The 18833-nt window shown below is 69.9% G+C and carries 15 protein-coding genes and 2 pseudogenes; 9 read left to right on the top strand and 8 right to left on the bottom strand.

Going from position 1 to position 18833, the window contains the following annotated elements; translation table 11 throughout:
- Positions 1-187 precede the first annotated feature (187 nt).
- Positions 188-933: pseudogene (locus ABT063_RS16900) on the bottom strand (IS5 family transposase).
- A 172-nt stretch (positions 934-1105) separates the two neighbouring features.
- The gene (locus ABT063_RS16895; RefSeq protein ID WP_351058234.1) at positions 1106-1978 is read right to left on the bottom strand and encodes a glycoside hydrolase family 3 C-terminal domain-containing protein; all 873 of its coding nucleotides are present in this window, start codon (positions 1976-1978) and stop codon (positions 1106-1108) included.
- A gap of 962 nt (positions 1979-2940) precedes the next feature.
- Here ABT063_RS16895 and ABT063_RS16890 point away from each other — a divergent pair.
- On the top strand, positions 2941-3603 hold the full coding sequence (locus tag ABT063_RS16890; RefSeq protein WP_351058116.1) for an RNA polymerase sigma factor: 663 nt from the start codon (positions 2941-2943) through the stop codon (positions 3601-3603).
- Positions 3603-4697: a hypothetical protein gene (locus ABT063_RS16885; protein WP_351058115.1), complete on the top strand. Its 1095-nt coding sequence runs from the start codon at positions 3603-3605 to the stop codon at positions 4695-4697. Before ABT063_RS16890 ends, ABT063_RS16885 begins: the two co-directional genes overlap by 1 nt.
- Positions 4698-4974: 277 nt before the next feature.
- On the opposite strand, the gene ABT063_RS16880 is transcribed toward ABT063_RS16885, so the two are convergent.
- On the bottom strand, positions 4975-5832 hold the full coding sequence (locus tag ABT063_RS16880; RefSeq protein WP_351058114.1) for a L,D-transpeptidase family protein: 858 nt from the start codon (positions 5830-5832) through the stop codon (positions 4975-4977).
- A gap of 267 nt (positions 5833-6099) precedes the next feature.
- Between ABT063_RS16880 and ABT063_RS16875 the strand changes: the two genes are divergently transcribed.
- From ABT063_RS16875 to leuE, 3 genes are all read left to right on the top strand, one after another.
- On the top strand, positions 6100-7680 hold the full coding sequence (locus ABT063_RS16875; protein WP_351058113.1) for an acyl-CoA mutase large subunit family protein: 1581 nt from the start codon (positions 6100-6102) through the stop codon (positions 7678-7680).
- A 99-nt stretch (positions 7681-7779) separates the two neighbouring features.
- Complete coding sequence (locus ABT063_RS16870; protein WP_351058233.1) at positions 7780-8352, top strand: Uma2 family endonuclease; 573 nt, start codon at positions 7780-7782, stop codon at positions 8350-8352.
- Positions 8353-8397: 45 nt separating this feature from the next.
- Positions 8398-9045 (top strand): leucine efflux protein LeuE, encoded by a 648-nt coding sequence (leuE, locus tag ABT063_RS16865; protein WP_351058112.1) that lies wholly within the window; start codon positions 8398-8400, stop codon positions 9043-9045.
- On the opposite strand, the gene ABT063_RS16860 is transcribed toward leuE, so the two are convergent.
- From ABT063_RS16860 to ABT063_RS16850, 3 genes are all read right to left on the bottom strand, one after another.
- A complete protein-coding gene (locus tag ABT063_RS16860) occupies positions 9046-9189 on the bottom strand; it encodes a hypothetical protein (RefSeq protein WP_351058111.1) in 144 nt (47 codons plus the stop codon).
- Between the two features lie 94 nt (positions 9190-9283).
- Positions 9284-10210: a class I SAM-dependent methyltransferase gene (locus ABT063_RS16855; protein ID WP_351058110.1), complete on the bottom strand. Its 927-nt coding sequence runs from the start codon at positions 10208-10210 to the stop codon at positions 9284-9286.
- A 109-nt stretch (positions 10211-10319) separates the two neighbouring features.
- A complete protein-coding gene (locus ABT063_RS16850) occupies positions 10320-11444 on the bottom strand; it encodes an acyltransferase family protein (protein ID WP_351058232.1) in 1125 nt (374 codons plus the stop codon).
- Positions 11445-11690: 246 nt separating this feature from the next.
- Between ABT063_RS16850 and ABT063_RS16845 the strand changes: the two genes are divergently transcribed.
- Together ABT063_RS16845 and ABT063_RS16840 are read left to right on the top strand one after the other, a co-directional pair.
- Complete coding sequence (locus tag ABT063_RS16845) at positions 11691-13154, top strand: glycosyltransferase family 29 protein (RefSeq protein ID WP_351058109.1); 1464 nt, start codon at positions 11691-11693, stop codon at positions 13152-13154.
- A complete protein-coding gene (locus tag ABT063_RS16840) occupies positions 13151-15481 on the top strand; it encodes a glycosyltransferase (protein ID WP_351058108.1) in 2331 nt (776 codons plus the stop codon). The genes ABT063_RS16845 and ABT063_RS16840 overlap by 4 nt, the downstream gene beginning before the upstream one ends.
- A gap of 147 nt (positions 15482-15628) precedes the next feature.
- Here ABT063_RS16840 and ABT063_RS16835 read toward each other — a convergent pair whose 3' ends face one another.
- Positions 15629-17188 (bottom strand): PH domain-containing protein, encoded by a 1560-nt coding sequence (locus ABT063_RS16835; protein WP_351058107.1) that lies wholly within the window; start codon positions 17186-17188, stop codon positions 15629-15631.
- Between the two features lie 254 nt (positions 17189-17442).
- On the opposite strand from ABT063_RS16835, the pseudogene ABT063_RS16830 reads away from it, so the two are divergent.
- Together ABT063_RS16830 and ABT063_RS16825 are read left to right on the top strand one after the other, a co-directional pair.
- Positions 17443-17620: pseudogene (locus ABT063_RS16830) on the top strand (IS982 family transposase); the annotation flags it as partial.
- 1 nt (position 17621) lies between these two features.
- Positions 17622-17861 carry a hypothetical protein gene (locus ABT063_RS16825; protein ID WP_351058250.1) on the top strand — a complete coding sequence of 80 codons (240 nt, stop codon included), beginning with the start codon at positions 17622-17624 and terminating at the stop codon, positions 17859-17861.
- An 81-nt stretch (positions 17862-17942) separates the two neighbouring features.
- Here ABT063_RS16825 and ABT063_RS16820 read toward each other — a convergent pair whose 3' ends face one another.
- A complete protein-coding gene (locus ABT063_RS16820) occupies positions 17943-18785 on the bottom strand; it encodes an FkbM family methyltransferase (RefSeq protein ID WP_351058106.1) in 843 nt (280 codons plus the stop codon).
- Between the last annotated feature and the right edge of the window lie 48 nt (positions 18786-18833).

Raw genomic sequence — 18833 nt, 5'->3', positions numbered from 1 at the left:
CTTGTAGTTTGGCGCTTCAAGGGGGTCGGCAGTAAAGGTCTTCCTCCTCAACGCTGAACCTGGATCCACCACGCGATAGTCGGTCTGTCGACGATGAAATGCGAAGAGGTACCTGCTGACCTGGGATGATGGGAGTTCCTACGCCCTCATCAGCCCCACGAAGCAAGGCACCTCGTAAGACCGTGTCCTACGTGGTGAGGCGGACGAGGCGTTTGTAGCAGCACAGGGCGGCGGCGAGGCCGAGAAATGCCAGGTAGTTGTGGGGATGGCGCTCGTAGCAGGGGCTGAGTCTGCGGTAACCGGACAGCCACGCCATCGTCCTCTCGATCACCCACCTGCGACGCTCTAATCGCTGACTGGACTCGATGCCTTTGCGGGCGATGCGGACGCCGATGCGCTTCCATCGCAGCCACCTGCGCAGGTCGGTTGGTGACCCTCGATCATGGGCTTCAGGCCCTCACCGTCGTGGGTGTTGGCGGCCGAGACGCCAACAAGGAGGGGCAGCCCGTTCGCGTCCGACAGGATGTGCATCTTGGAACCCGGCTTGCCTCGGTCCACGGGGCTCGGACCTGTGTGTTCGCCCCCCCTTTTAGCCCTCACGTGGGCGGTGTCGAGGACGACGCGGGAGACGTCGATCAGGCCGGCGTCGTCGAGTCGGTGCAGCACGGCTTCGTGCAGGCGGCCCCAGACGCCGGCCCGGGACCAGATCAGAAACCGGCGGTGAGCAGTCGACTTCGATATGCCAAAGCACGGCGGCAAAGCCCGCCAGGCACAGCCGCTGACCAGGACGTAGACGATGGCCGCGAACAGCGTCTCATCAGGCGTGTCCTGCGTACCGCCGCCCTGCGGCCGCACCCGCGACGCAGGGATCAGCGGCTTCGCGATCTCCCACAGCCCGTCCGGAACAATCCAACTCCACCTACCCCGCCCCATGTTGAATCAACGTCGGCCTCACCACATAGGACACGGTCTTAATCGAGGCTCGTTGGGGCGGGTGATTCAGGTGGACGTGGGAACCGGTGGCGTCCACGATGAGGCTCCAGCAGAGAGCGACCGGCGGACACGTGCCGCAGCCGTGGAGCGCGTGCCCGCCGGAGCGCCGGGATCACCGGCACGGCTCGCTCGGTATGTGGACGGTGAGATCGGCTGTGAGGTGTACGGCGCCGGCGGAGGAGCCGATGTCGACGTGGAACGTGCCCGGCTCGAGGTTCCAACGGCCGTCTGTGGTGTCCCAGTGCTGGAACGCTCGCGTGGTCAGCCGCACCGTCGCAGTGACCTCTTCGCCCGGTGCGGCACTGATGGCGGTGAACCCGGCCGGCCAGCGGGCCGGGCGTTCGATGGCGCTGCCGGGCCGGTGCAGGTAGACCTGCACAACCTTCCGGCCGGGGCGTCGGCCGCTGTTGCGTAGGTGGACGGTGATGTCCACGTCCCTGTCCAGGTCTACGCTGGTCGGTGCGTCGATCGACAGGTATTCCCACGTCGTGTAGCCCAGGCCGTGTCCGAAGGGGTACCGGGGTGCTGGGGCGCCGGCCCGGTACCTGCGGTATCCGACGTGCAGTCCCTCGTCGTAGCGCAGCGCACCGTCGGTGGGTTGTGTGGACGGTAGAGCGTGTTCGGTGTCGGGCCAGGTGGTGGGCAGCCGGCCGCCCGGTTCGACGAGGCCCAGCAGGACGTCGGCGAGGGCGTTGCCGAACTCCTGGCCGGGAAACCAGGCGAGCAGGATCGCGGAGACGTCGTCGGCCCAGGGCAGCAGCACCGGGGCGCCGGAGTTGACGACCACGATGGTCCTCGGGTTCACCGCGGCTACCCGCCGTACCAGTTCGTCCTGTCGTCCGGGCAGCGCCAGGCTGCTCAGGTCGAAGCCCTCGCTTTCCACCTCCTCGTTCGTGCCCACGACCACGACCGCGACGTCGGCGTCACGAGCCAGCGCCACGGCCCGTTCAAGGTCGGCCTCGTCGGTCGGGCGTGGCGGTTGCAGGTTGACCTGGAAGCTGGTGAAGACGCCGGGCGGCGCCGATTCGCTCGCGGCCTCGAGGTGATGGGTCAGGATGACTTCGACGTCCTCGCCCCCGTCGAGGTGGACGGTGTGCGTACGCTGCGGGGGGGGGCGACATGGCGGTCATCATGTCGGCTTCCGGTGGCAGTTCGAGTTTGGTGTCGAAGGCGGGTGAGCCGTCGATGGTCAAGTCGAAGCGGCCGATGCCGGAACAGCCGACCTCGTAGGCGCCCGGCTCGATGGCCCGTATCCGTGTGTGTACCCGGATTGCGGTGACCGCGTGGGCCGGCAAGTCGGGGCCGAAGGAACCTAGCCAGGTGTAGGAGCCCGCGGTGCGTGTTTCGCCGGCGAGTACCGTTCCGTCGGCGGCGAGGAAGCTCACCCGTACTCCGACGCCGGTGCCGTCGGGAAGCCGCAGCCAGGGCGCGCGGGCGATCGGGGTGCGGGTGACGAAGGCGCGCGTGCCGCCACCGGTGCACCCCTAGTGGAACGCTCGGGCGAGGGGCCCAAGGTGCTGATGTGGGCATCGGTGCCGGGGCCGGTCCAGCGCATCAGGCTCGGGAAGAGCGGCGGGTTTCTGGATGCGCTGGTCACGTGCTGGTCATGGAGACGCCTCGTACCTCGGGCAATACCAGGTCACCTGGGGTGGAACGCGAGACGGCCAGAGCCGCCACCCCCCACAGGAGAGGCCCCGGCCGTCGCGCGGCACGGGCCGCGCGGCGGCCCGTACTTCCTACAGCGCCATGGGTGCGTTTTCTGTCACACCCACCGAGTCACCCGTCGTATCACAAGGTAGTTGCATCTTGTACGGACATGGACGAGCAGCGGTTTCAGGTCGTAACGTGCCTTTCGCGCCGGGGCGTGGAAGTTGAAATGATCACCGCAATCATCGACGGCTCGAAGCCGCGACCATCGACTCGACCAGGTATTGAGGATCTACACGGGTGCTGGGGGACGACGCGGAGCTGACGACCGCGGTGCTTGCGGCACAGGACGGGGACGAGACCGCGTTCCGGACTGTGTACCGCGCCGTGCATCCACGGCTGCTCGGATACGTACGGACGCTCGTCGGCGACCCCGACGCCGAGGACGTCACGTCCGAGGCCTGGCTGCAGATCGCCCGTGACCTGGAGCGGTTCAGCGGCGACGCGGACCGCTTCCGCGGCTGGGCCGCCCGCATAGCCCGCAACCGCGCCCTGGACCACATACGCATGCGCGGGCGCCGCCCCGCGATCGGCGGCGACGAGACCGAGCTGACCGGCAGGCCCGCCGTGTCCGACACCGCGGGTGAGGCCATCGAGGCCCTGGCCACCGACAGCACGCTCGCCCTCATCGCCCGGCTGCCGCAGGACCAGGCCGAGGCCGTCGTCCTGCGTGTGGTCGTCGGGCTCGACGCCAAGACCGCCGCCGAGACGCTCGGCAAGCGCCCGGGGGCCGTACGGACGGCCGCGCACCGCGGTCTGAAACGGCTCGCCGAACTGCTCGACGACGATCCGGAATCGGCCGGCGTCCTCGGCGCGATGCCTCCCCAGAGAGAACCGCACGACCGCGCGGTGACGTCCGCCAGTGTGACGCATATGCGTGCGCGGACGCAGAAGGACATGTGATGGCCGACGAGCAGTACAGGTGGCTGGACCGCGAAACGGCGGAGCGTTTGCTGAGCGGAGAGTCCCTCGAAGCCGTCGACGCGACCGCCCGCGATCAGGCCGAACGGCTCGCCAAGACGCTGGACGCGCTGTCCGTGGAGTCCCCGCCGACCAGCGCCGAACTCCCCGGCGAGGCAGCCGCGTTGGCCGCCTTCCGCACAGCGCGCGCGGAGCGCGGCGGGGAGCGGGCCGACGAGCCGGCCGCCCTCGGCGACCGCACCCGCGGCCGCTCCTCGGACGCCGGTCTCGTCCGTATCGGCGGCCCGGACCAGGACACCCCGCGCCGCCTCCGGGCCCGTGCCGTGCGCCTCGGGCTGGCCGCCGCGCTGGCCGTCGGCATGGTCGGCGGGGTGGCCGTCGCGGCCGGAACCGGAGCGCTGCCGACACCGTTCGGCGATGCGGAACCGGAACCCGGCGCCTCGGTCTCGGCCGCCGTGACACCGAAGCAGCCGTACGTCTCCCCGTCGCCGCGGGCCCCGCGGAGCGAGCCCTCGCCCGACGGCGCCGCCGGCGGCTCCTCCTCCGGCCAGGGCTCCGGCCAGGGCTCCGGCGAGGACTCCTCCCGCGACACGGCCCGCGGCGGCTCGGCCAAGCCGGACGACGGCACCGGCCCCGACGCCGGGAAGGGGCGCAACGGGAGCCGCCCGTGGAACGGAGCGGCATCGGCCTGCCGGGCCGTGCGCGACGGCGAGGACCTCACCGCCGACCGCAGGCGCGCCCTGGAGGGCGCGGCGGGCGGTTCCTCGCGGGTGCCGAAGTACTGCAAGGGCGTGCTGGCGGGCACCGGCTCCGCCGACGACCTCAAGGGCGGCGGCAAGGGCGACAAGAGTGGCAAGGACGGCAAGGGCGACGAGGGCGACAGGGGGGACAGGGGGGACAACGGCAAGGGCAACGGCAACGTCGGCAGCCACCCGCACTTCGGCGGCAGCGCCGCAAACGGCCGCGACGGCGGCGAACGGGGCGGCGACGACAACACCCCGCCGTCCGCCGCCCACCCGAAGCGGGCGATGACCTCGCCCGGCCCGGCGCCCGCGCCGACGTACAGCGCGCTCTGATCCTCGGGAAGGCACTCGGGTCCTCGCCGAAGACACTCCGAAAACGCCTTGACCTGCGGTTTCTCCGCCCCTGCTGAACTCGTCGAAGTTTTTTCCCGACGGGTGTGACGTTTTCGGCCGCCGGAGCGCAGTAATGAGTGAGCCGACTGGTCATCGGCCGTCGCACTGAGCCGGGGTTCCCCCCGTACCCACGGCTCGTGCACCTTGGCGCGGGCGGGACACGTTCCCCCGGTCCCGCCCGCGCCCCGAATCCCCTGCCGGTCTCACGAAGCCGGCGTCACCAGTACACGACGACCTTGTCGCCGCTCCTCACCTGCGCGTACAGCTCCGCGATCGCCCTCTCGTCCCGTACGTTGACGCAGCCGTGCGAGGCGCCCGCGTAACCGCGGGCCGCGAAGTCCGAGGAGTAGTGCACGGCCTGGCCGCCGCTGAAGAACATCGCGTACGGCATCGGTGAGTCGTACAGCGTCGACACGTGGTGGCGGGATTTCCAGTAGACGCTGAACACGCCCTCGCGCGTGGGCGTGTACCGCGAGCCGAAGCGGACCGCCATCGTGGACACCGTCCGGCCGTCGATCATCCAGCGCAGGGTCCGGCTCGTCTTGTCGATGCACAGCACGCGGCCGGTCAGACAGCGCGGGTCCGGCGCGGCGGCCGGCTGTCCGCCCATCAGGTACAGCTCCCACTTGCCCGGCTCGTGCGTCATCCGCAGCAGCCGCTGCCAGGTCACGGTGTCGGTCTCGCCCGTCCTCGGCAGCCCGCGCTTGCCCTGGAAGCCCTTGACCGCCCGCTCGGTCAGGTCGTCGTACGTCCCCGTCGGCCCGTCGAACAGCCAGGCGACCTGCCGCAGCCGGGCCTGCAGCTCGCGGACGTCCCGGCCGGAGTCGCCGCGGGACCAGAGGACGGCGGGCGGGGGCTTGGTGGGCGTCGCGCTCGGCTTGTTCTCGTTGCCGCCCTTCTCCTCCGCCGGCGTCGAGGGAGGGGCGCTGCTCGGCAGCTCGATGCGGACCGGCGAGCGCTGCTTCCCGCCCCCGTCCGCGGCCTGCACCGTACAGCCGCAGGCCGTGGCCAGGGCCAGCAGTGCGGTGATCGATCTCCCCCAGCCCGTCATGCCCCTCATGCCCGTCATACGCATTGCGGCCCCCCGCCGTCTCACCGATGCGCTCAGGTGTCGTCTGAAATCTTCCCCAGGACGCCCTTGAGACGTCCCTGAGATGTTCCCCTGGAATGACGGTTCGTGAACGGCGCGGCATTGTTGTGACCGGGACCGCAAAAGGCCTGTGAGCAAGGTCCCAGCGTGCTGCCCTCCACCGGGTGCACGCCCACCGCTACAGTCCGTCGAAGGGTCGGACCGTACCAGCCGGTAGCCGGCGAGTAACTGCTTCAGCGGGAGGCACACACCATGTCGCGCGAGTCGGAGTCCGGACTGCCCATCGAGCCGGTCTACGGGCCGGACGCTCTGGAGGGCTGGGACCCGGCCGAGAAGCTGGGCGAGCCGGGCTCGTACCCCTTCACCCGTGGTGTCTATCCGTCGATGTACACGGGCCGTCCGTGGACGATGCGCCAGTACGCCGGCTTCGGTACGGCGACGGAGTCCAACGCCCGCTACAAGCAGCTGATCGCCAACGGCACGATGGGCCTGTCGGTCGCCTTCGACCTGCCCACCCAGATGGGCCACGACTCCGACGCCCCGATCGCGAGCGGCGAGGTCGGCAAGGTGGGCGTGGCCATCGACTCCATCGACGACATGCGGGTGCTGTTCGGCGGGATCCCGCTGGACAAGGTGTCGACGTCGATGACGATCAACGCCCCGGCGGCTCTGCTGCTGCTTCTCTACCAACTGGTGGCGGAGGAGCAGGGCGTGAGCGCCGACAAGCTCACCGGCACGATCCAGAACGACGTGCTGAAGGAGTACATCGCGCGCGGGACGTACATCTTCCCGCCGAAGCCGTCCCTGCGCCTCATCGCCGACATCTTCAAGTACTGCAAGGCCGAGATCCCGAAGTGGAACACGATCTCGATCTCCGGCTACCACATGGCGGAGGCGGGGGCGTCTCCGGCGCAGGAGATCGCGTTCACGCTGGCGGACGGCATCGAGTACGTGCGCACGGCGGTCGCGGCCGGCATGGACGTGGACGACTTCGCGCCCCGTCTGTCGTTCTTCTTCGTCGCGCGTACGACGCTCCTGGAGGAGGTGGCGAAGTTCCGTGCCGCCCGCCGGATCTGGGCGCGGGTGATGCGGGAGGAGTTCGGCGCGAAGAACCCCAAGTCGCTGATGCTGCGGTTCCACACGCAGACGGCGGGGGTGCAGCTGACGGCGCAGCAGCCGGAGGTGAACCTGGTCCGGGTCGCCGTCCAGGGGCTGGCGGCGGTGCTTGGTGGCACGCAGTCGCTGCACACCAACTCCTTCGACGAGGCGATCGCGCTGCCGACGGACAAGAGCGCGCGGCTGGCGTTGCGTACGCAGCAGGTGCTGGCGTACGAGACGGACGTGACGGCGACGGTCGACCCCTTCGCCGGTTCCTACGTCATCGAGAAGATGACGGACGACGTCGAGGCGGCGACCGTCGAGCTGATGGCGAAGGTGGAGGAGCTGGGCGGCGCGGTCAACGCGATCGAGCACGGCTTCCAGAAGTCCGAGATCGAGCGGTCCGCGTACCGCATCGCGCAGGAGACCGACTCCGGCGAGCGGGTCGTCGTCGGCGTCAACCGCTTCCAGCTCGACGAGGAGGAGCCGTACGAGCCGCTCCGCGTGGACCCGGCCATCGAGGCCCAGCAGGCGGAACGGCTGGCGAAGCTGCGGGCGGAGCGGGATCAGGGGGCGGTGGACTCGGCGCTGGCGGCCCTGAAGAAGGCGGCTGAGGGGGAGGACAACGTCCTGTATCCGATGAAGGAGGCGCTGCGGGCTCGGGCGACGGTGGGGGAGGTTTGTAACGCGTTGCGCGGGGTTTGGGGGACTTACGTGCCGTCGGATGCGTTCTGAGCTGGGCGGTTCCCTCGAATGAGTGATCGGGGGCGGAAACCGCACGTCCCCGGTTAATCTCGTCGAGGGTGTTCCCGAAAGGAGGGTGCCGTGGCTGTGATGCTGCACGAGTCGTCGCTTTCTGATGCTGCCGACCGGCTCTGGGAGGAGCTGCCCGGGCACCGGGTGGAGATCCTCAACGGGAGCATTGTCGTGACACCGCCGCCGGATGGGCCGCATCAAGTGACGCTGTCTTGGTTGATCGTGGAGTGCCACAAAGCGGGAGACCGACAGGCAGGGCTCAGAACCGTGTCAGGCATTGGTCTATGGCTGCCGACGGGACCCGAGGATTACGCGGTGCCGGACCTGGCCATTGTCGACGCCGACTTCCGGGACGCTCTCGTCGAGAAGAACTGCTACGCCCCTCACGTCTTCCGGTTGGTCCTGGAGGTGACCTCGTCCAACTGGACCAACGACACGGCAACCAAGGTCGACGTCTACGCCCGGACCAACATCCCCGCCTACCTCGTCGCCGACCGCAGGCACGACGAAGTCCTCCTGTATCGGGACCCCGTTGACGGCAAGTACCCCGACCCCGTCCGCTACAAGCGAGGCCAGACCGTCCCCGTCCCCGAGTCCGTCGGCGTCACCCTCGAACTCTCCGTCGACATCCTCCTCGACGGCGACGACTGAAAATCCAGAGTCGGAGTGTCGTACCCGCATGCGACACTCCTTTCCATGTTCGGCGTCATCGATCTGCCCACCTACCTCGCAGGACTCGTCCTGATCGTCCTGCTGCCCGGCCCCAACTCTTTGTACGTCCTCTCCGTGGCCGCCCGCCGAGGCGTCCGGGCCGGATACACCGCCGCAGCCGGCGTCTGGTGCGGGGACACCGTGCTGATGACGCTCTCGGCCGCCGGAGTGGCTTCTCTCCTCCAGGCCAACGCCGTGCTGTTCGGCATCGTGAAGTACGCCGGAGCCGGGTATCTGACCTGGCTGGCGATCGGGATGCTGCGGGCCGCGTGGGCGATGTGGCGGACCCGGCGGGAGCAGTCCGCCGACGACAGCCCGGCCGCCGGAACCGACGAGCGCCCCTACCGCCGTGCCCTGGTCATCAGTCTGTTCAACCCCAAGGCGATCCTGTTCTTCGTCGCCTTCTTCGTGCAGTTCGTCGACCCGGGGTACGCCTACCCGGCCCTCTCCTTCGTCGTCCTCGGCGCCTTCGCCCAGCTCGCCAGCTTCCTCTACCTCAGCGCGCTGATATTCAGCGGCACGAAGCTGGCCGCCGCCTTCCGACGCCGTAGGCGCCTGGCGGCGGGGGCGACCTCGGCGGCGGGCGCGCTCTTCCTCGGGTTCGCGGCGAAGCTGTCCCTGGCCGGCGCGTAGTCACCGGCGGAGGCCGAGCGGCACGAGGTAGCTCCCGAGCCCGGACGCCGAGTCACCGGCCCAGCCGACGTAACCGTCCGGCCGTGCGGGTCTCCGCACCGTGCCCAGCTTCCAGCCCAGGTTGTACGCCACTACGAACGGCACTTCGAGGAGGGGCCGGCGCTGCTGGTCGCGGGGATCGAGGCGCGGTACGGGGTCGGCTGAGACCGTACCGCCGCCAGGCCCTTGACGACAGGACCTATGCCCGGCTCGTACGAGCCCGCCGCACCGCCCGCGTCACCACCGGCGGCAGCAGGTCCACGGCGATACGCCGGGCGAGCGGGCGTCGGCGCTTCGGCGCCGGTGTCCGGGCCGGTGCCGGCGTCGGTGCCGACGCCGCCTTCGCCGGCTGCGGCGTGGGCTCGACGTAGTGCCGCGAGTGCGGGAACGGCGGCGGCTGCATCCCCTTGGCGCGGGCCCGGACCAGCCGGTGGCCCGCCGCCTCCTGCACGCTCAGACCGACGTCCGTGCGCTGCCTGAGCATGTCCAGCAGCTCCTCCTGGACCGGCTCGGGGTCGCCCCAGGTGCCGTACAGCTTCTGCGTGCTGAGGCAGATCGGGCGCAGACCGCGGTTGAGTACGGCCTCCCATACGGCGACGGAGACGCCCGGGGTGTGTTCGGAGCGGAAGTCGTCGAGGACGACGATCCCGTCGGGCACCAGGATGTCGCGGGCCGCGCCGATGTCGCCGTACACGTGCTCGTACAGGTGCGAGGCGTCGATGTGGACGAAGCGGCAGGTCTTCGGGGCGACCTTGTCGGAGATCACGGAGGTGGGGGCCTCGATCACCGTGGGCAGCTCGTCGTGGAAGGAGAGGTAGTTCCGCTCGAAGGCCTGCCGGGTGAGCGAGGAGTACGACTTCGCCGTCTCGGCCTTGTTGGCGCCGTCGGGCGCCTCGCCGCCGAACAGGTCGCAGACCGTGAACTTCTCGCCGTCCCTCAGATGGTGGCCGGCGAGGATCGCGCTCTTGCCCATGTAGGCGCCGAGTTCCAGCAGGTCGCCCTGGAACCCGTTTGCCTCCTGCCGTTCGAGAAACCAGGTGAACAGGACCTGGTCGAGCGGCGGGAACCAGCCGGGGACGTCCTTGAGCTCGCCGGGGGGCGGGGAGGACTGCTGTGCGTTGACCATGAAGCGAGCCTGCTCACTGGGAGCGGCACAAACTGTCTCCGGACTGAACGTCTGATGAACAACCGCCCGATCGGAGCAACCCCCGGGCTTGGTCCGGACCGGGCCCGGCTCAGCGCATCTTCGCCAGCGCCGCCCGCAGCTTCGGCGTCAGCGGCTTCTCGACGTAGCGGTTCATCAGCCAGGCCAGCGCCAGCATCGACGCGATCGTCAGGGCGAAGGTCTCCGCCGACGGCAGGCCCAGGCCGATGTGCAGGGCGCGCACCACGACCCAGCCCAGGTGCTCGTGGACCAGGTAGAACGGGTACGTCAGCGCCCCCGCCACGGTCAGCCAGCGCCAGTTGGCCCAGCGCAGCCAGCCCAGCGCGATCGCCGCGACGGCGAGGAAGCCGAAGGCGACGACGAGGACGATGCCCAGCGAGGTGCGGTGGGCGAAGGCGTTCGGGTCCGAGGCGTTCCACAGGCTGCGCACCGCGTAGTGCTGCCCGATCAGGAAGCTCACGGCCACGATGCCCCAGCCGTAGACGTCCTTGCGGTCGCGGTGGACGAGGTAGAGGCCGACACCGCCGATGAAGAACGGGGCGTACTCCGGCATGAACACGATGTCGAGCAGCGGCTGGTTCGCGCCCTGCGTGATCGCCGCCGCCAGGGTCCAGCCGGCGCAGAACATGATCACGCGCCGCCGCGAAGCCCCGGGCAGCACGACACACAGCGCGAACAGCGCGTAGAAGCGGACCTCCGCCCACAGCGTCCAGCACACACCCAGCACCCGGTCGACGCCCAGCGGGTACTGAAGCATCGTCAGGTTGACCAGCGTGTCGCTCGGCGACAGCGCCTTGTAGGCGACCATCGGCAGTGCGAACACGGCCGTCACCAGCAGGACCGCCACCCAGTAGGCGGGCAGCAGCCGGGAGGCGCGGGAGGCGAAGAACGACTTCAGGGGCCGCCCCCAGCCGCTCATGCAGATCACGAACCCGCTGATCACGAAGAACACCTGGACGCCGAGGCAGCCGTACGCGAAATAGTTGTGCAGCGTGGGGAACTGCTCCTTCGGCGAGCTCCCCCAGGCATGCGTGATCTCCCCGCCCCGGCCGCCGTAGTGGTACGCCGCCACCATCAGTGCGGCGACCAGCCGCAGCCCGTCCAGGGCGCGCAGGCGGTTCTCCCGGCGTGGTGCCGGCCGTTCCGGCCCGCCGGGCCCGGGCGTGGGCGCATCGATCACCGGGCGGACGGCCATGCTGGTCACGAACATCTCCTCGACGATCCCCGCGACCATCGCCGCGCCGGGCACTCCTGTGGGTTCGCCTCAGCACATTAGTCCGAATCGCAGAGATGTCTTGGTTGACGTTCCAACGATTAGCCGTGTGGTCCCGGTGAGTTCACCTGAATGTCGTTTTGGCTTTCTAAATTCTCCCAGAATCCCCCCACGCCGGGTAAACCCATGAACTCAGCTTGAGCTTGGTAAGAAAACAACAGGAGTGCCATGACGACGGTCCAGAAGAGACGTGCACGCGCGCGTGGAGGGGAGCTGGACGACTGCCTGCGCGCCTGCGCGACGCACAGCGGCAAACTCGTCGGCAGCGTCGACCGCCGCCGCGTCGAACTCGCCGAGCAGCTGCGCAAGCTGCTCGTCGTATGGGGCACGACCTCCGCCGCCGCCCCCGCGCCGCCCGCCCCGACCGGGGCCACCGCGCTGCTCAAGCGGGCCGTCAAGGGCGCCGCCACCCCCGCCTCCGGCATCGGCAACGAACTGCTCGACGCCCTGCTCGCCGTCGCCAACAAGGCGCTGGAGTGCGGCTACGACGACGAGCTGAACCTCGCCCTCGTCATCAGCGACACCGTCCTCGCCCAGCGCAAGAACTCCCGCGCCGGCTGGCGGCTGCGCGCCCGCCTCCTGGAGGCCCTCGGCGAGGAGACCGAGGCCCTGGAGGCCTACGAGCGCTACCTCGCCCTCACCGACAGCGACGGCTTCGGCGTCCGCGCCCGCATCGCCGGCCTGCGTGCCGCGGCGGAGAAGGAGCGGGAACTGCTCGCCCTGCTCAAGCGGCAGTGCCCGCGCGCCCAGGACTTCGCCCGCGGCCCCGCCACCGACGTATGGGCCGAAGGCCTGGCCGCGCACGCCGTCGGCGACTGGACGGAAGCCGAGCCCCGGCTCGTGGGAGCGCTCCTCGCGCTGGCCGCCGACAACGCCTCGGTGAACGACCGGCAGGAGTTGCTGAGCCAGTACCTGGACCTGCGCACCACCGTGGACCAGAACCTTCCCGCCCTCACCGAGGCCGTCGCGCTCTACGCCGAGCAGCGCCGCAACCGCATGCGCGGCCCCGTCACCGACCCCACCGTCGGCGGCGTGCAGTGGATCACCCTCGGCGAGTTCCGCAACCAGATCGCCGGCAAGTCCATCTGCCTGATCGCCAACTCCGGCCGGGTGGGCGCCAGTTCGATGGGCGCCGAGATCGACGCGTACGACCTCGTGGTGCGCTTCAACTCGTACAGGATCGACCCGAAGCACACCGGCAGCCGCACCGACATCCACGCCACCATCCACAAGCACGGCTTCAACTGGGACCAGCGGGTCACCACCCGGCTCGTCTTCGGCGGCGTCTCCGGCGACTGGAAGTACTCCCTGCGCAACCGCCTGGTGCCCGGCGCCCAGACCTACCTCGGCGACGAGTCGCTGCGCTGGCCCGTGCGCAACATCGGCAAGCTCGGCACCGACGTCTGGTCCGGCATCCCGACCACCGGCTTCAACATGCTGTACCTGCTGGACTTCCTGGACGTCAGCCCGACCCTGGACCTGATCGGCTTCGACTTCTACGAGAGCGGCGCCTACCGCGTCCAGGAAGCGATGAAGCTCGCCATCACGTCCGTGCACGAATACACCAGCGAGAAGGAATGGGTCATGCAGCGGGCCCAGAGCGTGACCGACATGAGGATATCCCTGCGATGACCATGACCTCCCCGGCCGGGACCACCGCGGCGGCCCCGGCGACCGACGCGCACGCGCTCACCGGCAAGCGCCGCATCGCCTTCGCGTCCTACGTCGACGAGAACTACCTCCCCGGCTTCCTCGCCCTGCTGCGCAGCCTCGCCCTGTCCAACCCGGGCGTGTGCGAGGACTTCGTCGTTCTCCACGACGACCTGCGCCCCGGCTCCATCGCGAAGATCCGCGCCCTGCACCCGCGCATCGTGCTGCGCCGCGTGAACGCCGACCACTACGACTCGTACAAGAAGGGCGACCAGGACAACTACCTGGTCCGCAAGGCCTACTTCATCCTCGACGTCTTCCGGCTGCGCGAGTACGACACGGTCATCACCCTCGACACCGACATGGTCGTCCTCGGCGACCTGGGCGAACTGCTCAAGCTGCGCGAGGGACTCGCGGCCGTCCCGCAGTTCTTCTACGGGCAGCACAAGCTCAACTCCGGTCTGCTGGTCATCCAGCGCGAGTACCTGAGCGACGAGTTCTGCGCCAGGCTCGACCGCTGCGGCCGCAGCGGCGACTACGAACTCGACAAGCACGACCAGGGCATCCTCAACGCCGTCCTCGACGGCGACTTCGTCCGCCTCGACCCGCGCTACAACTTCGTCAAGCGGCGGCTCTCCGGCGATCTGCCCGTCCCCGACGACACGGCGATCCTGCACTTCACCGGCCGGCACAAGCCGTGGCAGGGGGGCGAGGCCGGGTACGCGCAGGCGGAGGAGCGGTGGCGGTCGTACGACATGTCCGACGCCGAGTTTCACGCCGCATATCTGTCAGCGTCGGGCGGCCTCCACCACGACCTGATCGTGCACTACGGCACCCCGCACGTCGCCCGCACCGGGAATGTCGAGGCCGCCCGCAAGGTCGCCGCCGCTCACATCTCGACCGGCGACTACCAGGACGCCGTCGACATCCTCAGCAGCGTCCGCATCCCCCTCGACGAGGCCTGGCCGCACGAGGTCCTCGGCCACGCCCTGATGAGCGTGTCCCGCTACGACGAGGCCAAGACGCAGCTGCTGCTGGCCACCGCCGCCCCCAACCGGGCCGCCACCGCCTACGCCCGCCTCGCCCAGATGGCCTGGGTGCACGGCGACAACACCGAGGCGCTGCGGTACGCCACGGCCGGTATGTCCGTCGACCCGACCCACCGCTCCAGCCGCCTGTGGGCCCAGCGCGCGGCCGCCGTGCCGTCCCAGGAGCAGGGCAGTGCCGAGGACCAACTGGCGCACGTCGCCTTCTACATGGACCGCCAGGGCAACGCGGGCGACAAGCTGCTGCCGGAGAGCGTCCGCTCCGCCTTCGGGCCGGACACCACCTCCCGCCGCTGGCACTCGGTGCACGCCCACCGCCTGTTCGACGAGGCGGCCCTGCAGCGGGTCAACCGGCGCCGCGGCCTGGTCATCGGCGGCGGCGGCCTGTTCATCCCGGACACCATGCCCAACGGCAACAGCGCCTGGCAGTGGAACGTCCCGGACGAGCTGCTGCGGAAGATCGACGTACCCATCGCGGTCTTCGCGGTGGGCTTCAACGCCTTCGACGGCCAGTCCTACCGTGCCAACCGCTTCCGGGAGTCCCTGCGGCTGCTCGTCGAGCAGTCCTCCTTCTTCGGCCTGCGCAACCACGGCTCGATCGAGAAGGTACGGGCCATGCTCCCGGCCCACCTGCACGACAAGGTGCGCTTCCAGCCGTGCCCGACGACGGTCACGCGCCAGCTGGTGCCGGACTGGCAGGACCCGGCCCGCCGCGACGACACCATCCTGATCAACGCCGCCTACGACCGCGCGGGACTGCGCTTCGGCCACGACTACGGCTACTTCCTGGACCAAATGGCCCAGGTGGTACGGGACTTGGGCGAACTCGCCGAGGTGCGGTGCGTGGCGCACTCGCTCGACGACGAGAAGATCGTCTTCGACCTGCGCCGGCAGCACGGCATCTCGATGCCCGTCATCCCGATGTACGACTTCGAGAACGACGAGATCCGTGACCTGTACGCCCGCACCAAGCTGGTGATCGGCATGCGCGGCCACGCGGGCATGATCCCGTTCGGCTGCGGCACGCCCATCATCAGCCTGATCTCGCACCCGAAGATGGCCTACTTCCTGCGGGACATCGAGCGCCCCGAATGGGGTGTGTCGGTGCACGACCGCCACCTGGCCGCGCGACTGGTGGAACGCTCGAAGGACCTGCTGGCAGACCACGACCGGACGGTCGCCGACGTGCACGGCCGGCAGCAGGAGCTGTGGAAGGTCACCGAGGCGAACGCGGCCGACCTCCGGGTCATCCTGGGCGGCTGACGGACGGCGACCGCCCTGGCCGCTGCCGCCTCCCTGGAGGGGCGGCCGGCGGCCCGGGCGGCCGGGGGCGGACCCCCGCGCGAGGACGGCGATCCGGCTCTCGGGGGGCTGCCGGAACAGGGCAGTGCGGGTCGGCGTGGGCCGGTGTCATGATGACGCCGTCGGCGTCCGGCCTTCCGCCGGGTTGTACGCGAGGCCCAGCTCGCGCAGGATTCGGGTCAGGTCGGCCGGAGCCGCTGCCAGGCGGACCGGGGTGCCCGCGTCGTCGAGTTCGGCGACGTGCCAGCTTCTGCTGATCGTCTCGTCATCTCCCCGGGCGCGCCGCACGTTGACGGCGGTGAGCCGCCCCACCGGGATCGGCCTCTCCGCGAACCGGCCGGGACCGCCGTGGGGCACCACCGCGGGCGGGCCGCCGCCGAGGACGATGTGGGTGCCGAAGCCGTGCGGGTTGTAGTCGGTGTGGTCCAGGAAGCGGGCGGCCAGGAACACCTCTCCCCGCACGGGGGGTGTCTGGACCGCTCCCGTCTCCCCCGGTGTACGGATGCGTGTGGCGCGCCATGCCCAGGCGAACAGGCCCAGGCTGACCAGCGAGCCCGCTGCCCACCACGTGATCGGCGTGCGCGACGAGAACAGGGTGGTGGGGTGGAGGTAGCACAGTGGCAGCAGCCACACGGCGGTGACGACCAGCACGCCCGCGAACGGCAGTGCCGACGGGAGCACCTCGTCGTCGGCCAGCCGGCGCCCGCGCCGGCGCATCAGCAGCAGGGCTCCCGGGTATGCCGCCCCCAGGCCCAGCCCGGCCGCGATGACGGCCACGTCACCGGCGGGCGTCATGTGCTCGCGCCAGGCGTGCCGCTCGCCGGCGACCACCCTGATCCCACCACGCCAGAAGGTCACCTCGACCCGGTCACCGGCCGCGAACCCCTGGGCGCCCTCGTACGAGACGCTGACCCGCCGCACCGGCTCGCCGTCGGCGAAGTACAGCCAGCTGGGCTTCTTGCCCCTCGCGGGCTCGGCCCGCGCGATCACGGCCGGCACGGTGGTCAGGCACTCGCCGCGCGCCGCGGCGGGCGTCTCGGCGGCGCACGGCACGGCCGCCTCCCACGCCCGCCTCTGCGCAGTGGCGCCCGGCACGGACGACGCGGCCAGACCCGCGCCCGCGAACAGCAGCACGCACAGGGTCAGCAGCAGGCGCCGGCCACGCCCGGCAGTGCGGTACGACACGACGGGGAGATGCGTCGACTCGGGCCTGCCGTAGCGGCGGTGCAGTGCTCGGAGCGCCTCCACCTCCGAGTCGAACGCCGGGTCGTCGTATTTCGCGGTCTGCGGCAGGGGCAGGCGCAGCTTGCGTCCGCCGCGCAGCACCAGGTCGACGCGACGCACCTCGCCGTTGCGCGCACGCTGCATTCGTATCTGCAGGTCCGCGACCTCGCTCCACGGCACGTTCCGGCGGCGCAGCATCATCCGGGAGCGCACGCCGTACGCGTCGGCGCGCACCTGAGCCGTGGCCCAGAGGAGCAGCACAACGGCTATCAGCACCACCGTCAGGCCGACGGTCATCCACAGTGCGAACCACTTGCCCCAGCGCTCAGCGTGCAGCAGCACCGTCAGGAGCGCCCAGACCCCCACCACGGCGCCGAATCCGGCGAAGAGTCGGCCGGGGCGTCTGATGAGGGGACGGCAGGTCATGTCGGGCGCTTCTGGCATGCGGAGATCCTGACATGCTGGAATCGCACGCACATGTGCGGTGTGCGGCAACGCCCTGGGCACGGACATTGCCGGGTCGCGGAAGGCACTACCGGCTCGGCGGGCCGGCGACAGCCCGGGATATGACGTCATCCGGCATCCGGGCCGTTCCCGGCATCCCGCTGCGGGTGGTCCAGGATCGGCAGGCCCGGGCCGTACCGTACCGTCCGGCATCCCGCCATCAGCCCCGGCCCGACGTGCCGCTTCCAGCCGTGGTCAGGCGCTCCGCGCCGGCCGGCTGGGCGGGATACGACTACTGCCGCTCCCACTCCCGTTTCTACTCGGGTCTGAAACTGCACCTGGTGTGCACCCCGGCCGGGCTGCCCGTCACCTGGGCCCTCCGACCCGAAGATCGAGGAACGGCAGGTGCTGGCCGCTTTGACCGACGCCGAACGTGCGCCTCCAGGTGCTGCCGTTCCACGCAGGCGGACACCCGTGCATCCCAGGAGCGTTCACGCTCTCCGGCAGCTATCGCATCGAGTCCCCCGGGCTCGGCCGCCTGTCTGTCGGCTTCTGCACGTTGGTGCCGCCCGGCGAGCCGGATCAGGCGCTGTACCTCTTCACCCCGGAGCACGAGGGTCCGCCGCGCGCAGTATGGGCGGCGGCGGTTGCTCGGCGGGCCGGCCGCGGCTGAAGCCGAAGGGCCTGCACCCGGGCGTGCGGGTCCTTCGGCCGTCTGCCGGCGCCTCGCCAGCAACTTCAGGATGAAACGAGCTCAATCTTGCGGCGTGAACAGCAGATTCCGCGTCTTACGCGGCCGGGGCGCGTACCACGGCACGAGGGTCCCATCGGCCTCGGTGACCCAGTTGCAGTCGTAGCGCAGGGGGTTGAACTCGGAGAGGAGCGCGTCCATCTCCGCGTCCCGCAACGCTTCGAGCATCACAGTCGGCCGGTCGCGCTTCAGCACCTGTCGGGCTCCCTCTAGGACCGACATCTCATGGCCCTCGACGTCGATCTTGATGAGGTCCAGCTTGGTATCGGCGAACACCTCGTCCAGGGACAGCAGCCGGATCCGCTTCAGCTCGGCGTCGGCGGCGGCCGCCTCCAGGGTCGAGCCTGTGGAGAGTAGGTTTCCCGAGAAGCGGACGCTGATCTCGGCCCACCCCGCGTGGCTGGAGACCCCAGCCTGATAGAGCTTGACGTTCTGGACGCTGTTCGATCGGACGTTCACCGAGAGGCGGGCGTGGATCTGGTCCACTGGCTCGAAGGCATGCACCTTCGCCTTCGGGTTGGCTAGGGCGGCGATCATCGAGAAATAGCCGACGTGCGCGCCGACGTCGGCGATCGTTGCGCTCTTCGCGGCCAGCTTGGACCAGGTGGCGAGGCTACCGGGCTCGTAACCGAACTCACCGTTCCACAAGGTGTCGAGCGCGACCGCGTCATCATTCACGCAAAACATGACAAACGGTGGACAATGGGGAGAGTCGATCTCGGCGAAGCCCCGGTACGGGTGCTTCTTGCGGTGGGTGCGGATGATGTCACCGGTGGAGACCGGCCGGACCGATGGTGCGTGGGCCAGCATGCGGGCGTTGGCTTCATCGAGCTGGGGTATACGCATCACGCGATCGTAGGGGCGTGATGGCGGGTTGTCCGAGGTTCCGGAGCA

Origin of the sequence: Streptomyces sp. NPDC002838 (assembly GCF_040295365.1) — a bacterium.
GTDB lineage: Bacteria > Actinomycetota > Actinomycetes > Streptomycetales > Streptomycetaceae > Streptomyces.
Note: the sequence above shows the minus strand (reverse complement) of the source record. Positions and strands in the feature narration are given on the sequence as shown.

Bases quoted from the DNA above. Each gene is read 5' to 3' on its own strand.
- ABT063_RS16885 (WP_351058115.1), top strand. From the start codon at position 3,603: ATGGCCGACGAGCAGTACAGGTGGCTGGACCGCGAAACGGCGGAGCGT.
- ABT063_RS16880 (WP_351058114.1), bottom strand. From the start codon at position 5,832: ATGCGTATGACGGGCATGAGGGGCATGACGGGCTGGGGGAGATCGATC.
- ABT063_RS16875 (WP_351058113.1), top strand. From the start codon at position 6,100: ATGTCGCGCGAGTCGGAGTCCGGACTGCCCATCGAGCCGGTCTACGGG.
- ABT063_RS16870 (WP_351058233.1), top strand. From the start codon at position 7,780: ATGCTGCACGAGTCGTCGCTTTCTGATGCTGCCGACCGGCTCTGGGAG.
- leuE (WP_351058112.1), top strand. From the start codon at position 8,398: ATGTTCGGCGTCATCGATCTGCCCACCTACCTCGCAGGACTCGTCCTG.
- ABT063_RS16855 (WP_351058110.1), bottom strand. From the start codon at position 10,210: ATGGTCAACGCACAGCAGTCCTCCCCGCCCCCCGGCGAGCTCAAGGAC.
- ABT063_RS16850 (WP_351058232.1), bottom strand. From the start codon at position 11,444: ATGGCCGTCCGCCCGGTGATCGATGCGCCCACGCCCGGGCCCGGCGGG.
- ABT063_RS16845 (WP_351058109.1), top strand. From the start codon at position 11,691: ATGACGACGGTCCAGAAGAGACGTGCACGCGCGCGTGGAGGGGAGCTG.
- ABT063_RS16840 (WP_351058108.1), top strand. From the start codon at position 13,151: ATGACCATGACCTCCCCGGCCGGGACCACCGCGGCGGCCCCGGCGACC.
- ABT063_RS16835 (WP_351058107.1), bottom strand. From the start codon at position 17,188: ATGCCAGAAGCGCCCGACATGACCTGCCGTCCCCTCATCAGACGCCCC.
- ABT063_RS16820 (WP_351058106.1), bottom strand. From the start codon at position 18,785: ATGCGTATACCCCAGCTCGATGAAGCCAACGCCCGCATGCTGGCCCAC.